This is a genomic window from Venatorbacter sp. C2-1 (assembly GCF_022832715.1).
Taxonomy (GTDB): domain Bacteria; phylum Pseudomonadota; class Gammaproteobacteria; order Pseudomonadales; family Oceanobacteraceae; genus Venatoribacter; species Venatoribacter alkanivorans.
In genome coordinates, this window is the sequence record NZ_CP094879.1 from 3,365,556 (window position 1) to 3,381,745 (window position 16,190).

16 protein-coding genes are annotated in these 16,190 nt (G+C 50.5%); 15 read left to right on the plus strand and 1 reads right to left on the minus strand.

Going from position 1 to position 16,190, the window contains the following annotated elements; genetic code table 11:
* The first annotated feature begins 104 nt into the window (after positions 1–104).
* From MT343_RS15115 to MT343_RS15180, 14 genes are all read left to right on the plus strand, one after another.
* A complete protein-coding gene (locus MT343_RS15115) occupies positions 105–1,115 on the plus strand; it encodes an NAD(P)/FAD-dependent oxidoreductase (protein ID WP_145466256.1) in 1,011 nt (336 codons plus the stop codon).
* Positions 1,112–1,504: a sirohydrochlorin chelatase gene (locus MT343_RS15120; protein WP_145466258.1), complete on the plus strand. Its 393-nt coding sequence runs from the start codon at positions 1,112–1,114 to the stop codon at positions 1,502–1,504. Before MT343_RS15115 ends, MT343_RS15120 begins: the two co-directional genes overlap by 4 nt.
* A 248-nt stretch (positions 1,505–1,752) precedes the next feature.
* On the plus strand, positions 1,753–2,757 hold the full coding sequence (locus MT343_RS15125; RefSeq protein ID WP_145466260.1) for a YbgA family protein: 1,005 nt from the start codon (positions 1,753–1,755) through the stop codon (positions 2,755–2,757).
* Positions 2,754–3,671, plus strand: coding sequence for a MerR family transcriptional regulator (locus MT343_RS15130; protein ID WP_145466262.1), 918 nt, complete (start codon positions 2,754–2,756; stop codon positions 3,669–3,671). The genes MT343_RS15125 and MT343_RS15130 overlap by 4 nt, the downstream gene beginning before the upstream one ends.
* Positions 3,668–5,131, plus strand: coding sequence for a deoxyribodipyrimidine photo-lyase (gene phrB / locus MT343_RS15135; protein ID WP_145466264.1), 1,464 nt, complete (start codon positions 3,668–3,670; stop codon positions 5,129–5,131). Before MT343_RS15130 ends, phrB begins: the two co-directional genes overlap by 4 nt.
* Positions 5,124–6,119 (plus strand): acyl-CoA desaturase, encoded by a 996-nt coding sequence (locus MT343_RS15140; RefSeq protein WP_145466266.1) that lies wholly within the window; start codon positions 5,124–5,126, stop codon positions 6,117–6,119. The genes phrB and MT343_RS15140 overlap by 8 nt, the downstream gene beginning before the upstream one ends.
* 2 nt (positions 6,120–6,121) lie before the next feature.
* On the plus strand, positions 6,122–6,568 hold the full coding sequence (locus MT343_RS15145; RefSeq protein ID WP_145466757.1) for a nuclear transport factor 2 family protein: 447 nt from the start codon (positions 6,122–6,124) through the stop codon (positions 6,566–6,568).
* A complete protein-coding gene (locus tag MT343_RS15150) occupies positions 6,565–7,386 on the plus strand; it encodes an SDR family NAD(P)-dependent oxidoreductase (protein ID WP_145466267.1) in 822 nt (273 codons plus the stop codon). Before MT343_RS15145 ends, MT343_RS15150 begins: the two co-directional genes overlap by 4 nt.
* Positions 7,383–8,642, plus strand: coding sequence for an NAD(P)/FAD-dependent oxidoreductase (locus MT343_RS15155; RefSeq protein WP_145466270.1), 1,260 nt, complete (start codon positions 7,383–7,385; stop codon positions 8,640–8,642). Before MT343_RS15150 ends, MT343_RS15155 begins: the two co-directional genes overlap by 4 nt.
* Positions 8,639–9,613 (plus strand): DUF1365 domain-containing protein, encoded by a 975-nt coding sequence (locus MT343_RS15160; protein ID WP_186435745.1) that lies wholly within the window; start codon positions 8,639–8,641, stop codon positions 9,611–9,613. Before MT343_RS15155 ends, MT343_RS15160 begins: the two co-directional genes overlap by 4 nt.
* A complete protein-coding gene (locus tag MT343_RS15165) occupies positions 9,610–10,866 on the plus strand; it encodes an SAM-dependent methyltransferase (RefSeq protein WP_145466273.1) in 1,257 nt (418 codons plus the stop codon). Before MT343_RS15160 ends, MT343_RS15165 begins: the two co-directional genes overlap by 4 nt.
* 13 nt (positions 10,867–10,879) lie before the next feature.
* Positions 10,880–11,377, plus strand: a complete 498-nt coding sequence (locus MT343_RS15170; protein WP_186435746.1) for a DUF2878 family protein — start codon at positions 10,880–10,882, stop codon at positions 11,375–11,377.
* A gap of 74 nt (positions 11,378–11,451) precedes the next feature.
* Positions 11,452–12,105: a hypothetical protein gene (locus tag MT343_RS15175; RefSeq protein ID WP_145466277.1), complete on the plus strand. Its 654-nt coding sequence runs from the start codon at positions 11,452–11,454 to the stop codon at positions 12,103–12,105.
* A gap of 142 nt (positions 12,106–12,247) precedes the next feature.
* Entirely contained in the window at positions 12,248–14,326 is a 2,079-nt protein-coding gene (locus MT343_RS15180; RefSeq protein ID WP_145466279.1) for a TonB-dependent receptor plug domain-containing protein, read from the plus strand.
* A gap of 22 nt (positions 14,327–14,348) precedes the next feature.
* Here the strand turns inward: MT343_RS15180 and MT343_RS15185 are convergent, their stop codons facing one another.
* Positions 14,349–14,975, minus strand: a complete 627-nt coding sequence (locus MT343_RS15185; RefSeq protein ID WP_186435747.1) for a GNAT family N-acetyltransferase — start codon at positions 14,973–14,975, stop codon at positions 14,349–14,351.
* Positions 14,976–15,167: 192 nt separating this feature from the next.
* Here MT343_RS15185 and MT343_RS15190 point away from each other — a divergent pair, with 192 nt between their 5' ends.
* Entirely contained in the window at positions 15,168–16,157 is a 990-nt protein-coding gene (locus tag MT343_RS15190; RefSeq protein ID WP_145466283.1) for a LysR family transcriptional regulator, read from the plus strand.
* Positions 16,158–16,190 lie beyond the last annotated feature (33 nt).

Genomic DNA, 16,190 nt, shown 5'->3' on the forward strand with positions numbered 1-16,190 from the left:
GCATCTGAAACGATGCAAAGCATTTCCAAAGCTATGCAATAGTTATACATCACAAGGAAAAGAGCTACAATGGAAAACTTATACAGAGCCGATAAGGATTTTATATGGCCCGCATAGCAATCATTGGCGCCGGCATGGCCGGACTGAGCGCACTGCAACTTCTTGCCGCACAGGGGCACGAGGTGACGGTATTTGATAAAAGCCGCGGTTCCGGCGGACGCATGGCCACTAAAAAAGTTGGCGATGCCAGCTGGGATATGGGGGCGCAGTTTATCCGTGCTCACAGCGCTGCCTTTACCGCGCAACTGCAGCAATGGCAGCACTACGGCTGGGTTGAGGAATGGAATATGACTCCCTGGATTGCCGATGCCAAAGGTCTGCACCCTTCGCCGGATACTGTGCTGCGCTATGTCGGCATGCCGCGCATGACCGGCCTAAGCCGCTCGTTGCTGGAGCCTGCGGCGGCCTTTATCGCCAGCACCCGCATTGTCAGCGCCAGCCGCGGGGCAAGCACGGGTCAATGGTCACTGAGCTGCGATGATGGTAAGACATTCGGCCCGTTCGACGGCCTGCTGATCAACACGCCACCACAACAGGCCATACCGCTGCTGAGCGCCGCGCCACAACTGGCAGCGCAATGTGAACAGGTGGATATGCTGCCCTGCTGGACACTGCTGCTGACACTACCAGAGGCAATGAACTGCGCTGCAGATGCCGTTTTTGTTAAACAGGGCCCGGTAAGCTGGATTGCGCGCAACAGCAGCAAGCCCGGGCGGGACAAGAAACAGGCCTGGGTGATTCAGGCCAGCCACGAATGGAGCCGCCAGCAGATCGATGCCCCGCGTGAGCTGGTGCAACAGGAACTGCTGAGCGCCTTCTTTGCAGCACTGCAACAGCCGCAACAACAACCCGACACGCAGTGGCTGCACCGCTGGTTATACGCAATACCAGCCAATAGCCTTACACTGGGCGCCTTAAGTGACATCGGGCAGCAACTCGTTGTCTGCGGCGACTGGTGCCACAGCCCCAGCCTTGAAGGTGCCTGGCTTAGCGGCCAGCAGGCTGCACGAACATTACTGACCACACTCCCGAATACGGCAGAAGAACCACTATGACACTGAAAACCGCTTCGATTCTGCTTGCCCACGGCAGCAGCGACCCGCACTGGCTGGCGCCATTCGATCAGTTATTACAACGCATCCGTGACAGCCTGAGTGACCCGGAGGCAAGGGCCGAACTGGCCTATATGGAACTGGCAGAACCTTCACTGCAAAGCCAGATAAGGCGTCTGGCTGAAGAAGGCTATGACCAGATCGATGTATTACCGCTGTTTTTTGCCGCAGGCCGCCATTTGCGTAAAGACGTACCGGCCATGCTGGATAACATGCAGCAGCTGCTGCTGCAGGAAGGCATGCATATCAGTATCCACTTACACCCCCCGATTGGCCTGGAACCTGAAGTCGCCAGAGCCATCAGTCAGGTCGTACTGCGCCAGCTGCAATAGCATCCCCACGGGCAGGCCTCCTGCCCGCATTTCCTGACTTCCGAAGATCCCCACCACGATATTGCAGCCAGTCTTTCTGCGCGCTGTATAACGCCACTCTGTACCACCCCATCCGCCCTGACAGACAAATTCCTTAACAATCATAGCCTTATACAAAAGTGAAAAAATATTATACAAAGATGATTGACTTGTAGAACTTATCAGAGCCAGAATGAACTTATACAACAAACGATGCATAGGTTATACATATGGCTCAGCAGCATCCCTTCAAGACCACACACAGCACCATTGGCTCCGACCGCATCCCGGTTGGTATCAGCGCTTGCCTGATGGGTCAGGCGGTACGTTTTAACGGTTCGCACAAGCGCTCACGTTTCTGTACCGACACTCTGAGCCAGTACTTTGACTTTGTATCTATCTGCCCGGAAGTTGCCATTGGTATGGGCACACCACGCGAGCCTATCCGCCTGGTCAGCGAACATGCCGCCGACAACAACGTCCGTGCCGTCGGAGTGACTGACAGCAGCATCGATGTTACCGATGCACTGGCAGAATACGGCGCCCGTCAGGCACAGCAACAGCAGCAACTCTGTGGCTACATCTTTATGCAGAAAAGCCCAAGCTGCGGCCTGTTTGGCGTTAAGCGCTACCTCGCCAATGGCCATCCTGAAGGCAGCACCCGTGGCATTTATGCCGATGCTTTCTGCAAAGCTCACCCGCTGTTACCGGTTGAGGAAGCCGGACGGCTGAATGATGCGGCGCTGCGCGAGAACTTTATGACCCGTGTATTCGCCTATCACGACTGGCAGCAGTTTCAGGCAGCCGGTATCAGCCGCAAAGGTCTGATCAGCTTTCACTCGCGCTATAAATATCTGGTCATGGCGCACAGCATGCTGCACTACAAGAGCATGGGACGCCTGCTGGCCAATCTGCGGGAAGGTAATCTGAAAGTGCTGGCGCAGGATTATTTTGTGCAGTTAATGACAGCGCTGGCCAAACCTGCCAGCCGTAAAATGCACACCAATACGCTGATGCATTTGCAGGGCTATCTGAAGCAGCTGATTTCTGCCAGTGATAAAGCGGAACTCAGTGAGATCATTGACCAGTACCGCCAGGGGATTATTCCGCTGGTCGTGCCACTGACATTACTGAAGCATCACCTCAACCGCTATGGCGAAAGTAACCAGTACGCCTGTCAGCAGGTGTATCTGAATCCGCACCCTTATGAACTGGGTTTACGGAACGCGATATGAATCGCCTCGATGATCGTGGTACCTACCCTATCCGGGAATTTGCCCGCCTTACCGGAGTTAATCCGGTAACGCTGCGTGCATGGGAAAGGCGCTACGGCATTATCCGCCCGGAACGTACCGAAAAAGGCCATCGCTTTTACACCGATGAGCATATTCAACACGTGCGCCACATTCTGTATTGGCTGGATCAGGGTTACCCGATCCGCCAGGTAAAGTTACTGCTGAAAGATGGTCAGGAAAACAGCGGCAATAATAATGACGACTGGCTGAACCAGCAGCAGCAGGTTATCCGTGCCGCACAGCATCTGAATACACAACATCTCGACGAGCTGTGGAATGCCGGTTTTTCCAGCTATCCACTGGCCGTTTATTACGAACGCTGTCTGTCACCGGTACTGCATTTTCTGCGCAGCAGCAGTACCCCCCTTATTGTGACACATGCATTCGAACATCTGCTGAAGCGCAAATTTGGCGCCATGCTGTTGCAGCAACAACGCCATAATAAAGGCCCGGTATTGTTACTTGCCACCAATCACGAGCATGCCGAAATAGAAACGCTTGCCTGTGCCTGTGCATTGGGAGCTGCAGAATTCCGGGTTGAATACTTTGGCCCACAACCAACACCTTCCGATCTGGGTTTAACCCTGACGATGATCCCCGCAGCCAATGTCTGGATTCATTTTCATCCGTTAATTCCGGCTCACCAGCAACAGTGGCAGGACTACTTCAGCCATTGTCATGTGACACATTTTCTTTCCGGTGCTGCTCCGGATACACAAGTACAGCATAAAACACTGATCAGATTACCTGATCAGTTATCCCGTCAGGTAAGAACCTTTATTACCGGCAACAACACTGAAAAAAACACTGACAACAATGCAGAGAAACATACTCATAACGGAGGTTTCCATTGACTCAGTTAGTCTGGTTCCGTACCGATTTGCGCAGCCGCGACAATCCTGCACTGTGGCATGCCTGCAAACATATTGAAGAAGGTGTCGTCGGCGTCGTTTTTGTTACCCGTCAGCAATGGCTTCAGCATGGCTTAGGCGAGCGAAAAATACAGCTGATGGAAAACACCATGCTGGCATTGAAGGCTGAACTGGAGTCTTTGAATATTCCTCTTCTGATTCTCACGGCTAATACATTTGCTGACTGCAATCAGATTCTTCAGCGCATCATTATTCAGCTGAATATCCGTTCGGTAGCTTTTAATATCGAATATGAAGTCAACGAGCGCCGGCGCGATATTGAGTTTGGCCGCTGGTGCCGTGAGCAGGAAATATCACTGTATAAATTCCATGACCAGTGTGTAGTTCCCCCAGGTGAAGTACGCACTAAACAGGATCTTCCGTTTAAAGTTTTTACGCCATTTAAACGCGCCTGGATTCAGCAGGCAGAAAGCGTTATAGCAGCACCGCTGCCACGGCCAGAGCAACGCGATCAGAAAATACAGTCAGCGTTAACAGATCTGATTAAGGCGCAATCCGGTTTATTACTCAGTGCTCCACCAATAAAAGCCGTTGCCGATCCGCTCTGGCCCGCTACGGAAGACGAAGCTCACCTGCGTCTGAACCGCTTTGCGGAAGAGCGTGGCTGTGCCTATAAACAACTGCGCGATTTTCCTGCCGAAGATGCAACCAGCCGTTTATCGGTTTACCTGTCATTAGGTCTGATTTCTGTGCGCCAGTGCCTGCATGTCGCACTTGATCATAATAATGGCCGCTTTACCGGTGGCAGCCCTGGTTTTGACAGCTGGATCAGCGAGCTGATCTGGCGCGAATTTTATCGTCATCTGCTGGTCGCATTTCCACAACTGTGTAAGCACAAAGCCTTTAAACCCGATACCGAGCAGGTTCCATGGCGCAACAGCGAGGCGGATTTCAAAGCCTGGTGTGAAGGTCGTACCGGTTATCCGGTTGTTGATGCAGCACAAAAACAACTTATTGCAGAAGGCTGGATGCACAACCGGCTGCGCATGATCAGCGCCATGTTTTTAACCAAACATCTGCTGATTGACTGGCGCAAAGGCGAAGCCTTTTTTAATCAGTGGCTGCTTGATGCTGATCTGGCTTCCAATAATGGAGGCTGGCAATGGAGTGCATCAACCGGTGCCGATGGCGTGCCGTATTTCCGTATATTTAATCCAACCACTCAATCACAACGCTTTGATGCCTCGGGTGATTTTATCGCCCGCTATATTCCGGAATTAATCAATCTTCCCGGCGCATCACGTCACCAGCCAGACAACCTGCAACGTCAGCGTTGCGGTTATCCACCGCCATTGGTAGAGCATAAATTTGCCCGCCAACGGGCGCTGGACGCTTTTAAAAAGACGCTAACCACGGCCAATGCCGGAGATGAGCATGAATAACAATGACGGCCTTTCATCATCCACAGGATCACCACATAACGGGAACCTGTGGCGTAACATCATGCGCTGGTTCGATTCTGAAAGCGGTCAGGATGACGACATGCACAGTACAGAATTTAACTGGCTGAGGGTTATGCCATTTATTATTCTTCATCTGCTGTGTTTACTGGCGTTTTTTCTTCCGTTAAGCAGTACGGCATTAGCAGTGTGTTTTGCGCTTTACTGGTTAAGACTGTTTGCTATCACAGCCTTTTACCACCGTTATTTTTCTCACCGGGCTTATAAAACCAATCGTTTCTGGCAGTTTATTTTCGCCTTACTTGGCAATATGGCAGCACAACGCGGACCACTCTGGTGGGCTGCTCATCACCGTGCTCATCACCAGCATGCCGATACCGATGAAGACCTTCATTCACCGGTAAAGCGTGGTTTCTGGTGGAGTCATGCCGGCTGGTTCACCTGTGATGCATCGTTCAACACCCAGTATCAGCGCATCAAAGACTTTGCCCGCTTTCCCGAATTACGCTGGCTGAACCGTTATGACAGCGTTGCTCCCTTACTGCTTATTGTACTGCTGTTTCTGGCCGGCGAATGGATAGCAGTAGCGGCACCGGAATTAAACACCAATGGTCTGCAACTGGTTGTCTGGGGTTTCTTTATTTCTACGGTATTACTGTTTCACTCTACCGTTACTATTAATTCTCTGGGTCATATCTGGGGAAAAAAGCGTTTTGCAACGAAAGATGAAAGCCGCAATAACGCATTTCTGGCCCTACTGACTCTGGGCGAAGGCTGGCATAACAATCATCACCGCTGGGCGGTATCAGCCCGCCAGGGATTTTATTGGTGGGAGCTGGATATTACCTACCTGATTCTGAAACTCATGAGCTGGATCGGAATTGTGTACGACCTAAGCCCGGTTCCACGCCATGTTCTTGAGGAAGGCCGTAACACCTCTCTGCAAACATCGCAGGAGAAATCACTGTGAATATGCTTACCGCAGTTTCCGGCAGTAACAGTGCTGAACGCTTTCAGGCGCTATACCACCACCTTAACCGCGATACCATTTCTCGTGAGCTGTTAAGCACCTGCTATGCCGACAATATTGTGTTCAGCGATCCCTTCCATGAAATCCATGGTATCCGCGAACTGACAGACTATTTTATCGGCATGTACAGCAACGTTAACCATATCGATTTTATTTTCACCAGCAGCTGGCATCAGGATGAGCGCAGTATGTTGCGCTGGACCATGAATTTCCGTCACCCGCGACTGCGTAACGGTGAGTTGATTACCATCGAAGGCTGCAGTGAACTGCGCTGGGAAAATAACCGCATTGTATATCACCGCGACTTTTTTGATGCCGGTGCCATGCTGTATGAGCATATTCCTCTGCTTGGCTGGGTTATCCGTAAGCTGAAGGAGCGCATGCAATGACACTCAGAAATATAAAGAACAGACAAAACCCTTTGCCCCTGACAGATCAGATCATCTGGTTAACCGGAGCATCAAGCGGTATTGGTGAAGCTCTGGTGCATAAATTACAGCAACAGTGCCGTCACCTGATAATCAGTGCACGCAATGCGATAGCTCTGCAAAAACTGGCTGAAAATTACAGTAATGTCAGCATTCAGGTTGCTGACATTACTGATGCCGCACAAATGTTGGCTGCGGCAGCGGCTATTAAGGCCCAGTTCGGCTATATCGATACCTTAATCGCGAATGCCGGCACCTGTGAATATGTCGATGTCGACCATTTTGATGGGGCATTAATCCGGCGCGTTCATGAAACCAATTTCTTCGGTCTGGTCAATACCGTTCAGGCCGCACTGCCCCTGCTGGAAAAAAGCCAACAGGGTTATATTGCCGGCATGAGCAGCAGTGTAACCTGGCTGGCGATGCCACGTGCTCAGGCCTACGGTGCCAGCAAAGCAGCTGTACGCCACTTTCTCCAGTGCATGCAGGCGGATCTGAAACACAAAGGGATTGATGTTGGCATTATATCTCCCGGGTTTGTTCAGACCCCCCTGACAGATCGCAATGACTTTCCAATGCCTGGAAAAATCGATGCTGAAAGTGCTGCAGATATCATTATCCGGGGACTGAAAAAACGTCGCCTGGAAATCCGGTTCCCATTTTTATTCACCCTGATACTGCGCCTGACAGGTGCATTACCCGCCCGCCTGCGACTGAAAATAACCAGCGCTATGGCACGTAACAATCCACAACCTGAAACCGGAGACCATCACCCATGAAAGAACGTATTGCGATTATCGGTTCCGGAATTTCCGGCCTGACCAGTGCCTGGCTGTTACGTGAAAAATACGATGTCCATCTGTATGAAGCCGGTGATTATCTCGGCGGGCATACTCAGACCAATGATATTGAGGTCGCAGGAAAAACCTATCCGGTTAACAGTGGATTTATTGTCTTTAACAACTGGACCTATCCTGACTTTATTCGTCTTATGGACCGGCTGGGTGTTGCCGCTGAAAACTCGGATATGAGCTTCAGTGTTAAATGCGAGCGATCGGGAATGGAATACAACGGCCATTCTCTGGACTCTCTCTTTGCCCAGCGCAGTAACATTTTCAACCTGCGTTTTCTCTGGATGATCAGGGATATTCTGAAATTCAACAAAGAAACCCGCGCAGAACTCGCATCCGGCAGTGTAAGCAACAGCGAAACACTGGGGGAATACCTTATCCGCAAAGGCTACAGCGATTACTTCCGCCGCTATTACATCATCCCCATGGGCGCTGCGATCTGGTCAGCCAGCGAAGCTATGATGATGGACTTTCCTCTGTATTTTTTCCTGCGTTTTTTCAACAACCACGGCATGCTCAGCGTGGATGAAAGGCCACAATGGCGGGTAATCAGTAATGGCTCACGCAGTTACGTACGTCGCATAGAGCAGGATCTGGAAGCGGGCCATATCTATCTGAATACGGAAGTTACCCGGGTAGAGCGTGATGATCAGGGCGTTATGCTCTATTCATCACGGGGAGCTGAGCGCTATTCCCAGGTTATTTTCGCCTGTCACAGTGATCAGGCGCTGAAGATGCTTGCCCATCCGACCGCAGATGAGCAGGAAATTCTGGGGGCAATTCCTTATAAAATGAATGATGTCGTATTGCATACCGACAGCAGTATTCTTCCGGAAAACAAAAAGGCATGGGCGGCCTGGAATTACCATATCGGTCAAAAAGATCAGGATACCGTCGCGGTAACCTACTATATGAACCGCCTGCAGAACTTTGATGATGCTCCGGTTGATTTCTGCGTTACGCTGAATAAGACCAGAGATATTGACCCGAAAAAAATCCTGCGATCTTTCCGTTATGCACACCCGGTGTTCACTCTGCAAGGTATGGCGGCACAACAACGTCATGCAGAAATCAGTGGTCATAACCGCAGCCATTTCTGTGGTGCTTACTGGTTTAATGGTTTTCACGAAGACGGCGTTAAAAGTGCTTTGCGCGTTACTGAATCACTGGGAGTGTCGCTGTGATATTCCAGCAGCAAAAGCCTTCAGGCCGACCATCCGCTCAGATCCGGCACAGCGCGATTTATACTGGCTGGGTTCGCCATCGCCGCTTTACTCGGACAGATAACGCCTTTAAATACCAGGTTTTTATGGTACTGCTTGATCTGGATGAAGCAGAACAGGTACTTGCACGGCATCCGCTGTGGAAATGCGGCAGTAAAGGTATGGCCTTGGTCCGCTTCTGTCGTGATGACTATTTTGCTGCTGAACATAAGATCTGTGACCAACCGTCGGATCTTAAACGTTTATTGGTCAATACTTTTTATCAGGAGTTAAATGAACGGGTCGAGCGGGTTTCCATGCTCACCAACCTGCGCAGCTTTGGTTACCTGATAAACCCGGTTACATTTTATTTTGGCTACCGCAGCGATGGCAGTCTTGCCGGTATTCTTGCAGAAATTACCAATACCCCCTGGGGCGAGCGTTTTCACTACACGCTATCAACCAGCAATAAAACGACCGCCGGTAACACAACTGCCGATAACACAACGATAGAGAAACAGCAGGGTATCGTACCTGTCCGTCATTTGGTTAGTGCTTCTTTTAAAGGATTTCACGGCTACGAATACCGCTTTAATAAAGACTTTCATGTATCACCATTTAATCCAATGGCCATGGAGTACCGCTGGGTCATTCAGAATCCGGCTGAAGAACTGCTGATTCATATGGATACCTTTAACCTTGCGAACCAGGGTCATAAAGATTTCGATGCAACGATGAAGCTGGAAAGGCGGGAGTTTTCCCGTGCCATGATGAGTAAAGTGCTGTGGCGTTTTCCATTGATGACTCTGAAAGTTGTCGCCGGTATTTACTGGAATGCTTTTAAGCTTTGGCTGCGCCGTTCACCTTTTTACGATCATCCGGGTAAACCCTCACCTGAAACCGAACTCAATAACAAGTCTGAGGCCAGCTCTGGCCGGGAGCAAATGCGATGAAAACTCTGACCATGAATCCGGAAAAAATGCACTGGCTCGACCGCTTATGCCGGAATGCACTGTTAAATACACTGGAAAACCTTCATACCGGTTGTATACGCCTGCAAGAAGGAGATCAGAAGCATATTTTTGGCAATCCGGCCGCTACAGAATTCAGTGCTGCAATTGAAATACTGGATGCAGAGGCTTACCGCAACATTGCTCTTAACGGCAGCGTCGGAGCGGGTGAGTCTTATATGACTGGTGACTGGACAAGTGAAAACCTTCCTATGCTGATCCGGGTGCTCGCACGCAACAAAGACGTGGTTGACAGCATCGACGGCGGACTGGCCAGCTTTGGGAAATTACTACTGAAAGGCTTTCATTACCTTAATCGCAATACAGAGAAAGGTTCACGCCGGAATATTGCTGCTCACTATGATCTGGGCAACGAAATGTTTGAGCTGTTTCTGGACCCGACCATGATGTACTCCAGCGGTATATTCCCTGCCGAAACATCCAGCATGGAAGAAGCGTCGGTGTACAAGCTGGATCGTATCTGCCAGAAGTTGCAGCTCACAGCGGCAGATCATCTGGTGGAAATCGGTACAGGCTGGGGCAGCATGGCAATTCATGCAGCTAAACACTATGGCTGCAAAGTCACCACAACCACCATTTCTGAAGAGCAGTATGCCTGGGCTGAACGGCGTGTGCGCGAAGAAGGGCTGGAAGATAAAATCACGCTGTTAAAAAAGGATTATCGTGCGCTGGAAGGCCAGTACGATAAGTTAGTTTCTGTTGAAATGATTGAAGCCGTTGGACATCAGTATCTGGATACCTACATAGCAACCTGCAGCCAGCTGCTGAAAGATGACGGTATTGCCCTTATTCAGGCGATCACTATTGATGACCAGCGCTATGATCAGGCCAAAAATGAAGTCGATTTTATTAAGCGCTATATATTTCCGGGCAGCTTCATTCCCTGCGTCACGGCCATCAGTCAGGCTGTTACACGCGCAAGTGATATGAAAATGATTCATATGGAGGATATTACTCCCCATTATGCGCGCACGCTGGATGCATGGCGTAAGCGTTTTCTCAATAACCGTGAGCAGATTATGACCCTTGGCTATGATGAAACTTTTATCCGTTTATGGGACTTTTATTTTGCCTACTGCGAAGGTGGATTTGCCGAGCGGGTAATCGGTGATGTTCAGCTGGTATTCGCCAAACCATTAAATCGCCGTCCGCCACTATTGGGTAATCTGAGCTGATATGAACCTGCCAATGAATGCAATGGTAAGCAGCAAAAAAATGGCTCTTCTGCTGAATATTATCGGTTTTCAGCTGTGCTGGATTGCCTGTGTCATTGGCGGAAACTTATGGGCTTCTCTCTGCGTTTCGCTATTTATGTTTTGGCACTGGTGGCAGCTTAAAACCGGAGAATTGTGGCTGATTATTACGATCACACTGGGAGGAACGCTGTTTGACAGTTTATTACTGAATCTTGATTTGCTGACATTTCCTTCTTACGAAGGCCCACTGATACCACTGTGGCTGATTCTGCTGTGGACAGCTTTTTCAGCAACCCTGTATCACTCGATGGCCTGGTTGCTGAAAAAGCCATTATTGGCCGCAGCCTTTGGTGCTGTTGCAGCCCCCTGGAGTTATTACGCAGGCTCACTGTTTGATGCGGTACAGCTGACATCACCAGCGTTACTGCTGATAGCTTCCGCCTGGGCATTATTGTTGGGGGCGGTTGCCCTTTTTCGTCGGGAGCGATAATCATGTTAACCACTTCAGTTAAAGTATTGTTGGCAGGACTTATCCTTAATGCACAGGCAGGCGTCACTGAGGTTATGATCTATTCCGGAAAGGCTTATGCACCGGACAACCCCCGGCAGCTGCTTTACTGTGAAAAGCACCGTTTGCAGCTGCGCGCTGATAAACCTTACCGGCGTAACGTCAGTTACTTTAATGCCGATGGAAAGCTGATAGCACAAAAGGAAAATCAATACTTCAGTAACCCGGCAGCACCCGACTTCCGCTTGCAGGACTTACGCCATCATTATCATGAGCAGGCCAGATATAATGATGATGGCAGCCTGCTATTGAGCCTGCAGGAGAATTCTGCAGCAGAAGAGCAGAAGACTCTCCTTACAGAATTACCGGAAAACCTGGTCATTGATGCCGGATTTGACGAATTTGTACGTCTTCATTGGCAATCGTTACTGTCAGGTAAAGAGGTGAGCTTCAGTTTTGCTTCTGCAGCCCGTCAGGATCTTGTTAATTTCCGGCTGGAGAAGACATCGCTGGATGATCGTCAGCTGGTCCTCAGCATGCGCCTGAAATCGCGCCTGCTGGCCTGGTTGCTGGATCCGATAGAGCTGACCTATGAGCGCGACAGTCAGCGCCTGCTGCGTTATCGTGGCCTGAGTAACATTATGGATTCCACTGGTAATACCTATCACACAGATATCCGTTATGAATATCCGGGGGATTGTCCGAACTGATGGCGCCGTCCGGCTTGTTTCTTCAGGCCGCGGCGCAGACGACAGCAAAACCTCTCAATGGTTCACCTTGCATTCATCTTTACCTGCTAACATCACCTCTATTATGACTATATCTGTGAATTATCAACAGGGAAAACGTCCGATGAAATCACCGATGGCATTGCCTAAACGCACCGCACTCTCAGCACAGGTACAGCTGGCTGGCCTGCTGATCTCCGGCCTTCTTTTTGCTGCCCCGGCCAGTGCTGATGAAACTGAAGCTATTGAACTGGATACAGTACAGATCAGTGGAAAAGAGGAGAAACTGACCGAGATTTCCACAGAAAAGCTGTTAAAGATTCCCGGTTCAGGTAATGACCCTTTGCGCGCAATTGAGAGTCTTCCCGGTGTGACCTTTACCGGAGGAAGAACATCGGCACCGGCCGTGCGTGGTTCATCCCCGGATGACAATGCTTATATTATTGATTTTATTCCCGTTGGTTATATTTTCCATACCGACTCGTCCAGTATTCTCAGCGATAACGTCGTTGAAGATTTTACCCTCGAAACTGCAGCGTTTCCGGCGCAATACAACAATGCAACCGGCGCGGTTATTGATGCAACATCACGTTCTCCCTACTACGACCGCAGCCAGTTTATTATTGACGCAAGCCTGCTGAAGGCCGGTATTTTTATCGAACAACCTCTCAGCGAAAATCAGAGTTTTTACATTGCTGCGCGGCAGAGTCTGTTTCAGTACTACATCGAGAATTTTCTCGATGACGAAGACTTCGAATTCACAACCGTTCCGGAATATTACGATTATCAGGGAAAATACGAATACCGTATCAGCGCTACGGAGACCCTGTCATTCCAGGCCATTGGTTCCCGCGATAAAGCCGGACTGGTCTTTGCCGAAGACTCTGACACTGTGTTGCAGGACCCGGGGTTATCCGGCGGACTGGCTTTTGAAGCCTTTTTCAACAGCCAGGGGCTGGTCTGGGAAAAGCTGTATAACAGTGGCATGTCCCATAAAATCGGTCTGTCGCAAATGGAGCAAAAACTTGGTTTCCGAGTTGGCCCCGACAACAAAATCGACGTGAAAGTAAATGACTATAACCTGCGCAGTCAGTTCAGCTACCCGCTGAATTACCAGCATGAATTACGCTGGGGTGTGGAATTAACGGAAAGCCAGATCAGTTACAAAGGCCGTTTTGAAGCTCCGCCCTGTGATGAATTTACGCCGGATTGCCGTATCGTAGATGGCACCGAAGTATTGGAAGGTGACGGTAAACCTACAATTTATCACTACGATGCACACCTTGCAGACGCTTGGGACGTAACCCAGAACTGGACACTGACCCCTGGTGTTGCGCTGTCCTATGATGATTATACCGAGCAGTATTTCGGTGAACCTCGCCTGCAAAGCCGCTGGCAGTTTACCAATAACTGGTGGTTTACCAGTGCCTATGGTCGCCACCATATTCTGCCGGATAATTTTGGTGATTATGTCGCACCTTTCGGTAATCCGGATCTGAAACAGCCAACCGCTACGCACTACGAGCTGGGTATTGAAAACCAGCTGGCCAATGACATGCTGTGGAAATTCGAAGTTTATTATAAAGACCTGGATAACATCATTATCGGCCGCCCGGGTCAGGCCTATTACAGCAGCCTGACAGATGATGAATATAACGACCTGCCACTGTATACCAATGATGCTGATGGCAAAGCCTGGGGCATGGAATTTTTCCTGAATAAAAACCTGACCGAGCGCTGGTATGGCTGGTTGTCGGTGGCTTACTCACGCACCTTCCGCACCAATAATCTGACCGGAGATGACTTCAGTTATAACTACGACCAGCCGGTTATTATCAACAGCGTGGCGAATTACAAACTGAATAAAGACTGGCAGATTGGTTTTAAATGGCGCTATCAGAGTGGCCAGTTAATTACACCACTTGAAGGTTCCGTACAGGATGCCGATGATCCTGCACTGTATAACCCGATCTATGGCAATCTGAATTCCGAACGCTTACCGGCCTATCACAAACTGGATGTACGTGCTGACCGCACCTACCGCTTCAGTGGCTGGGAAATGGACTTTTACGCAGAAATCCTGAACCTCTACGGACGTGATAACGTCACCGGCTATGAATACAAAGGGGCGGATTACAGCGAAAAAGAAGAGGTTACCGATTTACCGACCATTATCTCGTTCGGTATTAAAGCCAAAATCTGAGAACGACAGCCAGACAAGCCCATCAGACGATGGGCTTTTCCATATATTCATGGCTGCCAATGCCGCCGAAAGCAGACTGAAAACCTCCGTGACGAATGACCCGTGGCTTAAAGCCCAAGCGCAGATATAACGCCCGCGCCCGCGGATTATTATCGGCGACATCCAGAGCAACATGGGTCAGACTCAGAGTCTGCGCACGGAGAATCAGTTGCTCTACCAGCTGCTCACCAATACCACGACCACGCATTTCCGGCTTGACGCCCAGCTGATAGATTAAGCCCCGGTTTGCCTGTGGCGGACGGATCACCCGCTCAGTGCGCAAGCCGCGGAACATGACTCCCGGCACTTGCCGGGCAGCATAAAAGCTGCCGATATCACGTATCGCCGCCAGCATAAATCCCGCACTTTCCGACTGCGTGCGCAAGGCGCCGACCCCCACCACTTCGCCATCGATCACCGCTGCCAGATGCTGCTGAAAACCAAACTCGGAACGACCATTGCTGAATGCATGGTGGAGAAAATTCTGCGCCTCCTGTTCATGACGACTGCAGAACACGTAGTTAAAAGCTCCGGGACCAGAACTGTAAATCAGCGGCACAGCGGCACGGGCATCAGCTGCCACACAGGGACGGAAACTCAGATCACGCATACAGAATTCCTGATCTCTTATTATTTTGGTACCAAGGTACATTTTTGAGTGATCGACGTCCAGAGGCAGGCAAGCCACTAAAGACAGCAATTTTTAGCTAATCATGTTTTTTTTATAGCTATTGTTCCAAAATCACCTTTAAAATTCACAAATAGCCCCCATACTGAATCCATTCGCAAGAGGAACTGTCCCATGTTGATTGGTAAGCGTGAAGAATTTGACCTGAACGAGATGGCTATCTTCGTTCATGTTGTAGAAGCCGGCAGCTTTACCGGAGCCGCCAAAAACCTTGGTCTGCCCAAGTCCACGGTCAGCCGCAAGATCACCCAGCTGGAAGAACGCCTCGGCGTACGTCTTATCCAGCGCACCACCCGCAGCCTGCGCCTGACCGATACCGGCAACGCTTACTACAACCACTGCGCACGCATTCTCAGCGAAATTGAAGAAGCCAATATCGCCGTTACCCAGATGCAGAGCACGCCAACGGGAACCCTGCGTATCACCGCACCGGTCCTGTTCGGCTCGACCGTATTATCGAGTCTGGTGGCCGAATTTATGGAACAACACCCACAGGTGATGGTTGATCTGGTCTTGTCTGATCAGCGTCTGGATCTGGTGCAGGAAGGGATCGACGTCGCATTCCGCATTGGCCAGCTGGAAGATTCATCCCTGATTGGCCGTTATCTGGGGGATGTCCGCGCAATCCTGTGTGCCAGTCCGGAATATCTGGAACGTCACGGCATGCCGAACCATCCGGAGCAACTGCACGAACACCGCCTGCTGACCGGCTCCCAGTGGCTGCAATGGCCAATGAGTGGGCCAAGAGAAGAGCAGTACACCGTTCAGGTTAAACCACGGTTGCAGGTTAATGATTTTGCCAGCCTGTATGCCCTGACGCTGTCGGGCGCCGGTATTTCCCCGGTGCCAATGCTGATTGCCGCTCCGGCTATCCGTGCCGGTAATCTGGTACCGGTGCTGTGCGACTGGCCGTTTGAAGCCAGCCCGATTCATGCGCTGTACCCCAGCAACCGTCATTTGTCAGCCAAAGTCCGCAGCTTTGTCGATTTCGTTATCGACAGCATCCGTCCAAATCCACCCTGGGAAGTGGAGCTGCTGGAAAGCGCTTGTCCAAACGGAGACAAAAGCAAAGCAGACGACGTACAGAAACCGGCCGTGCACTGAGCACGGCCCCACCCGATCCGACACACTTGCACA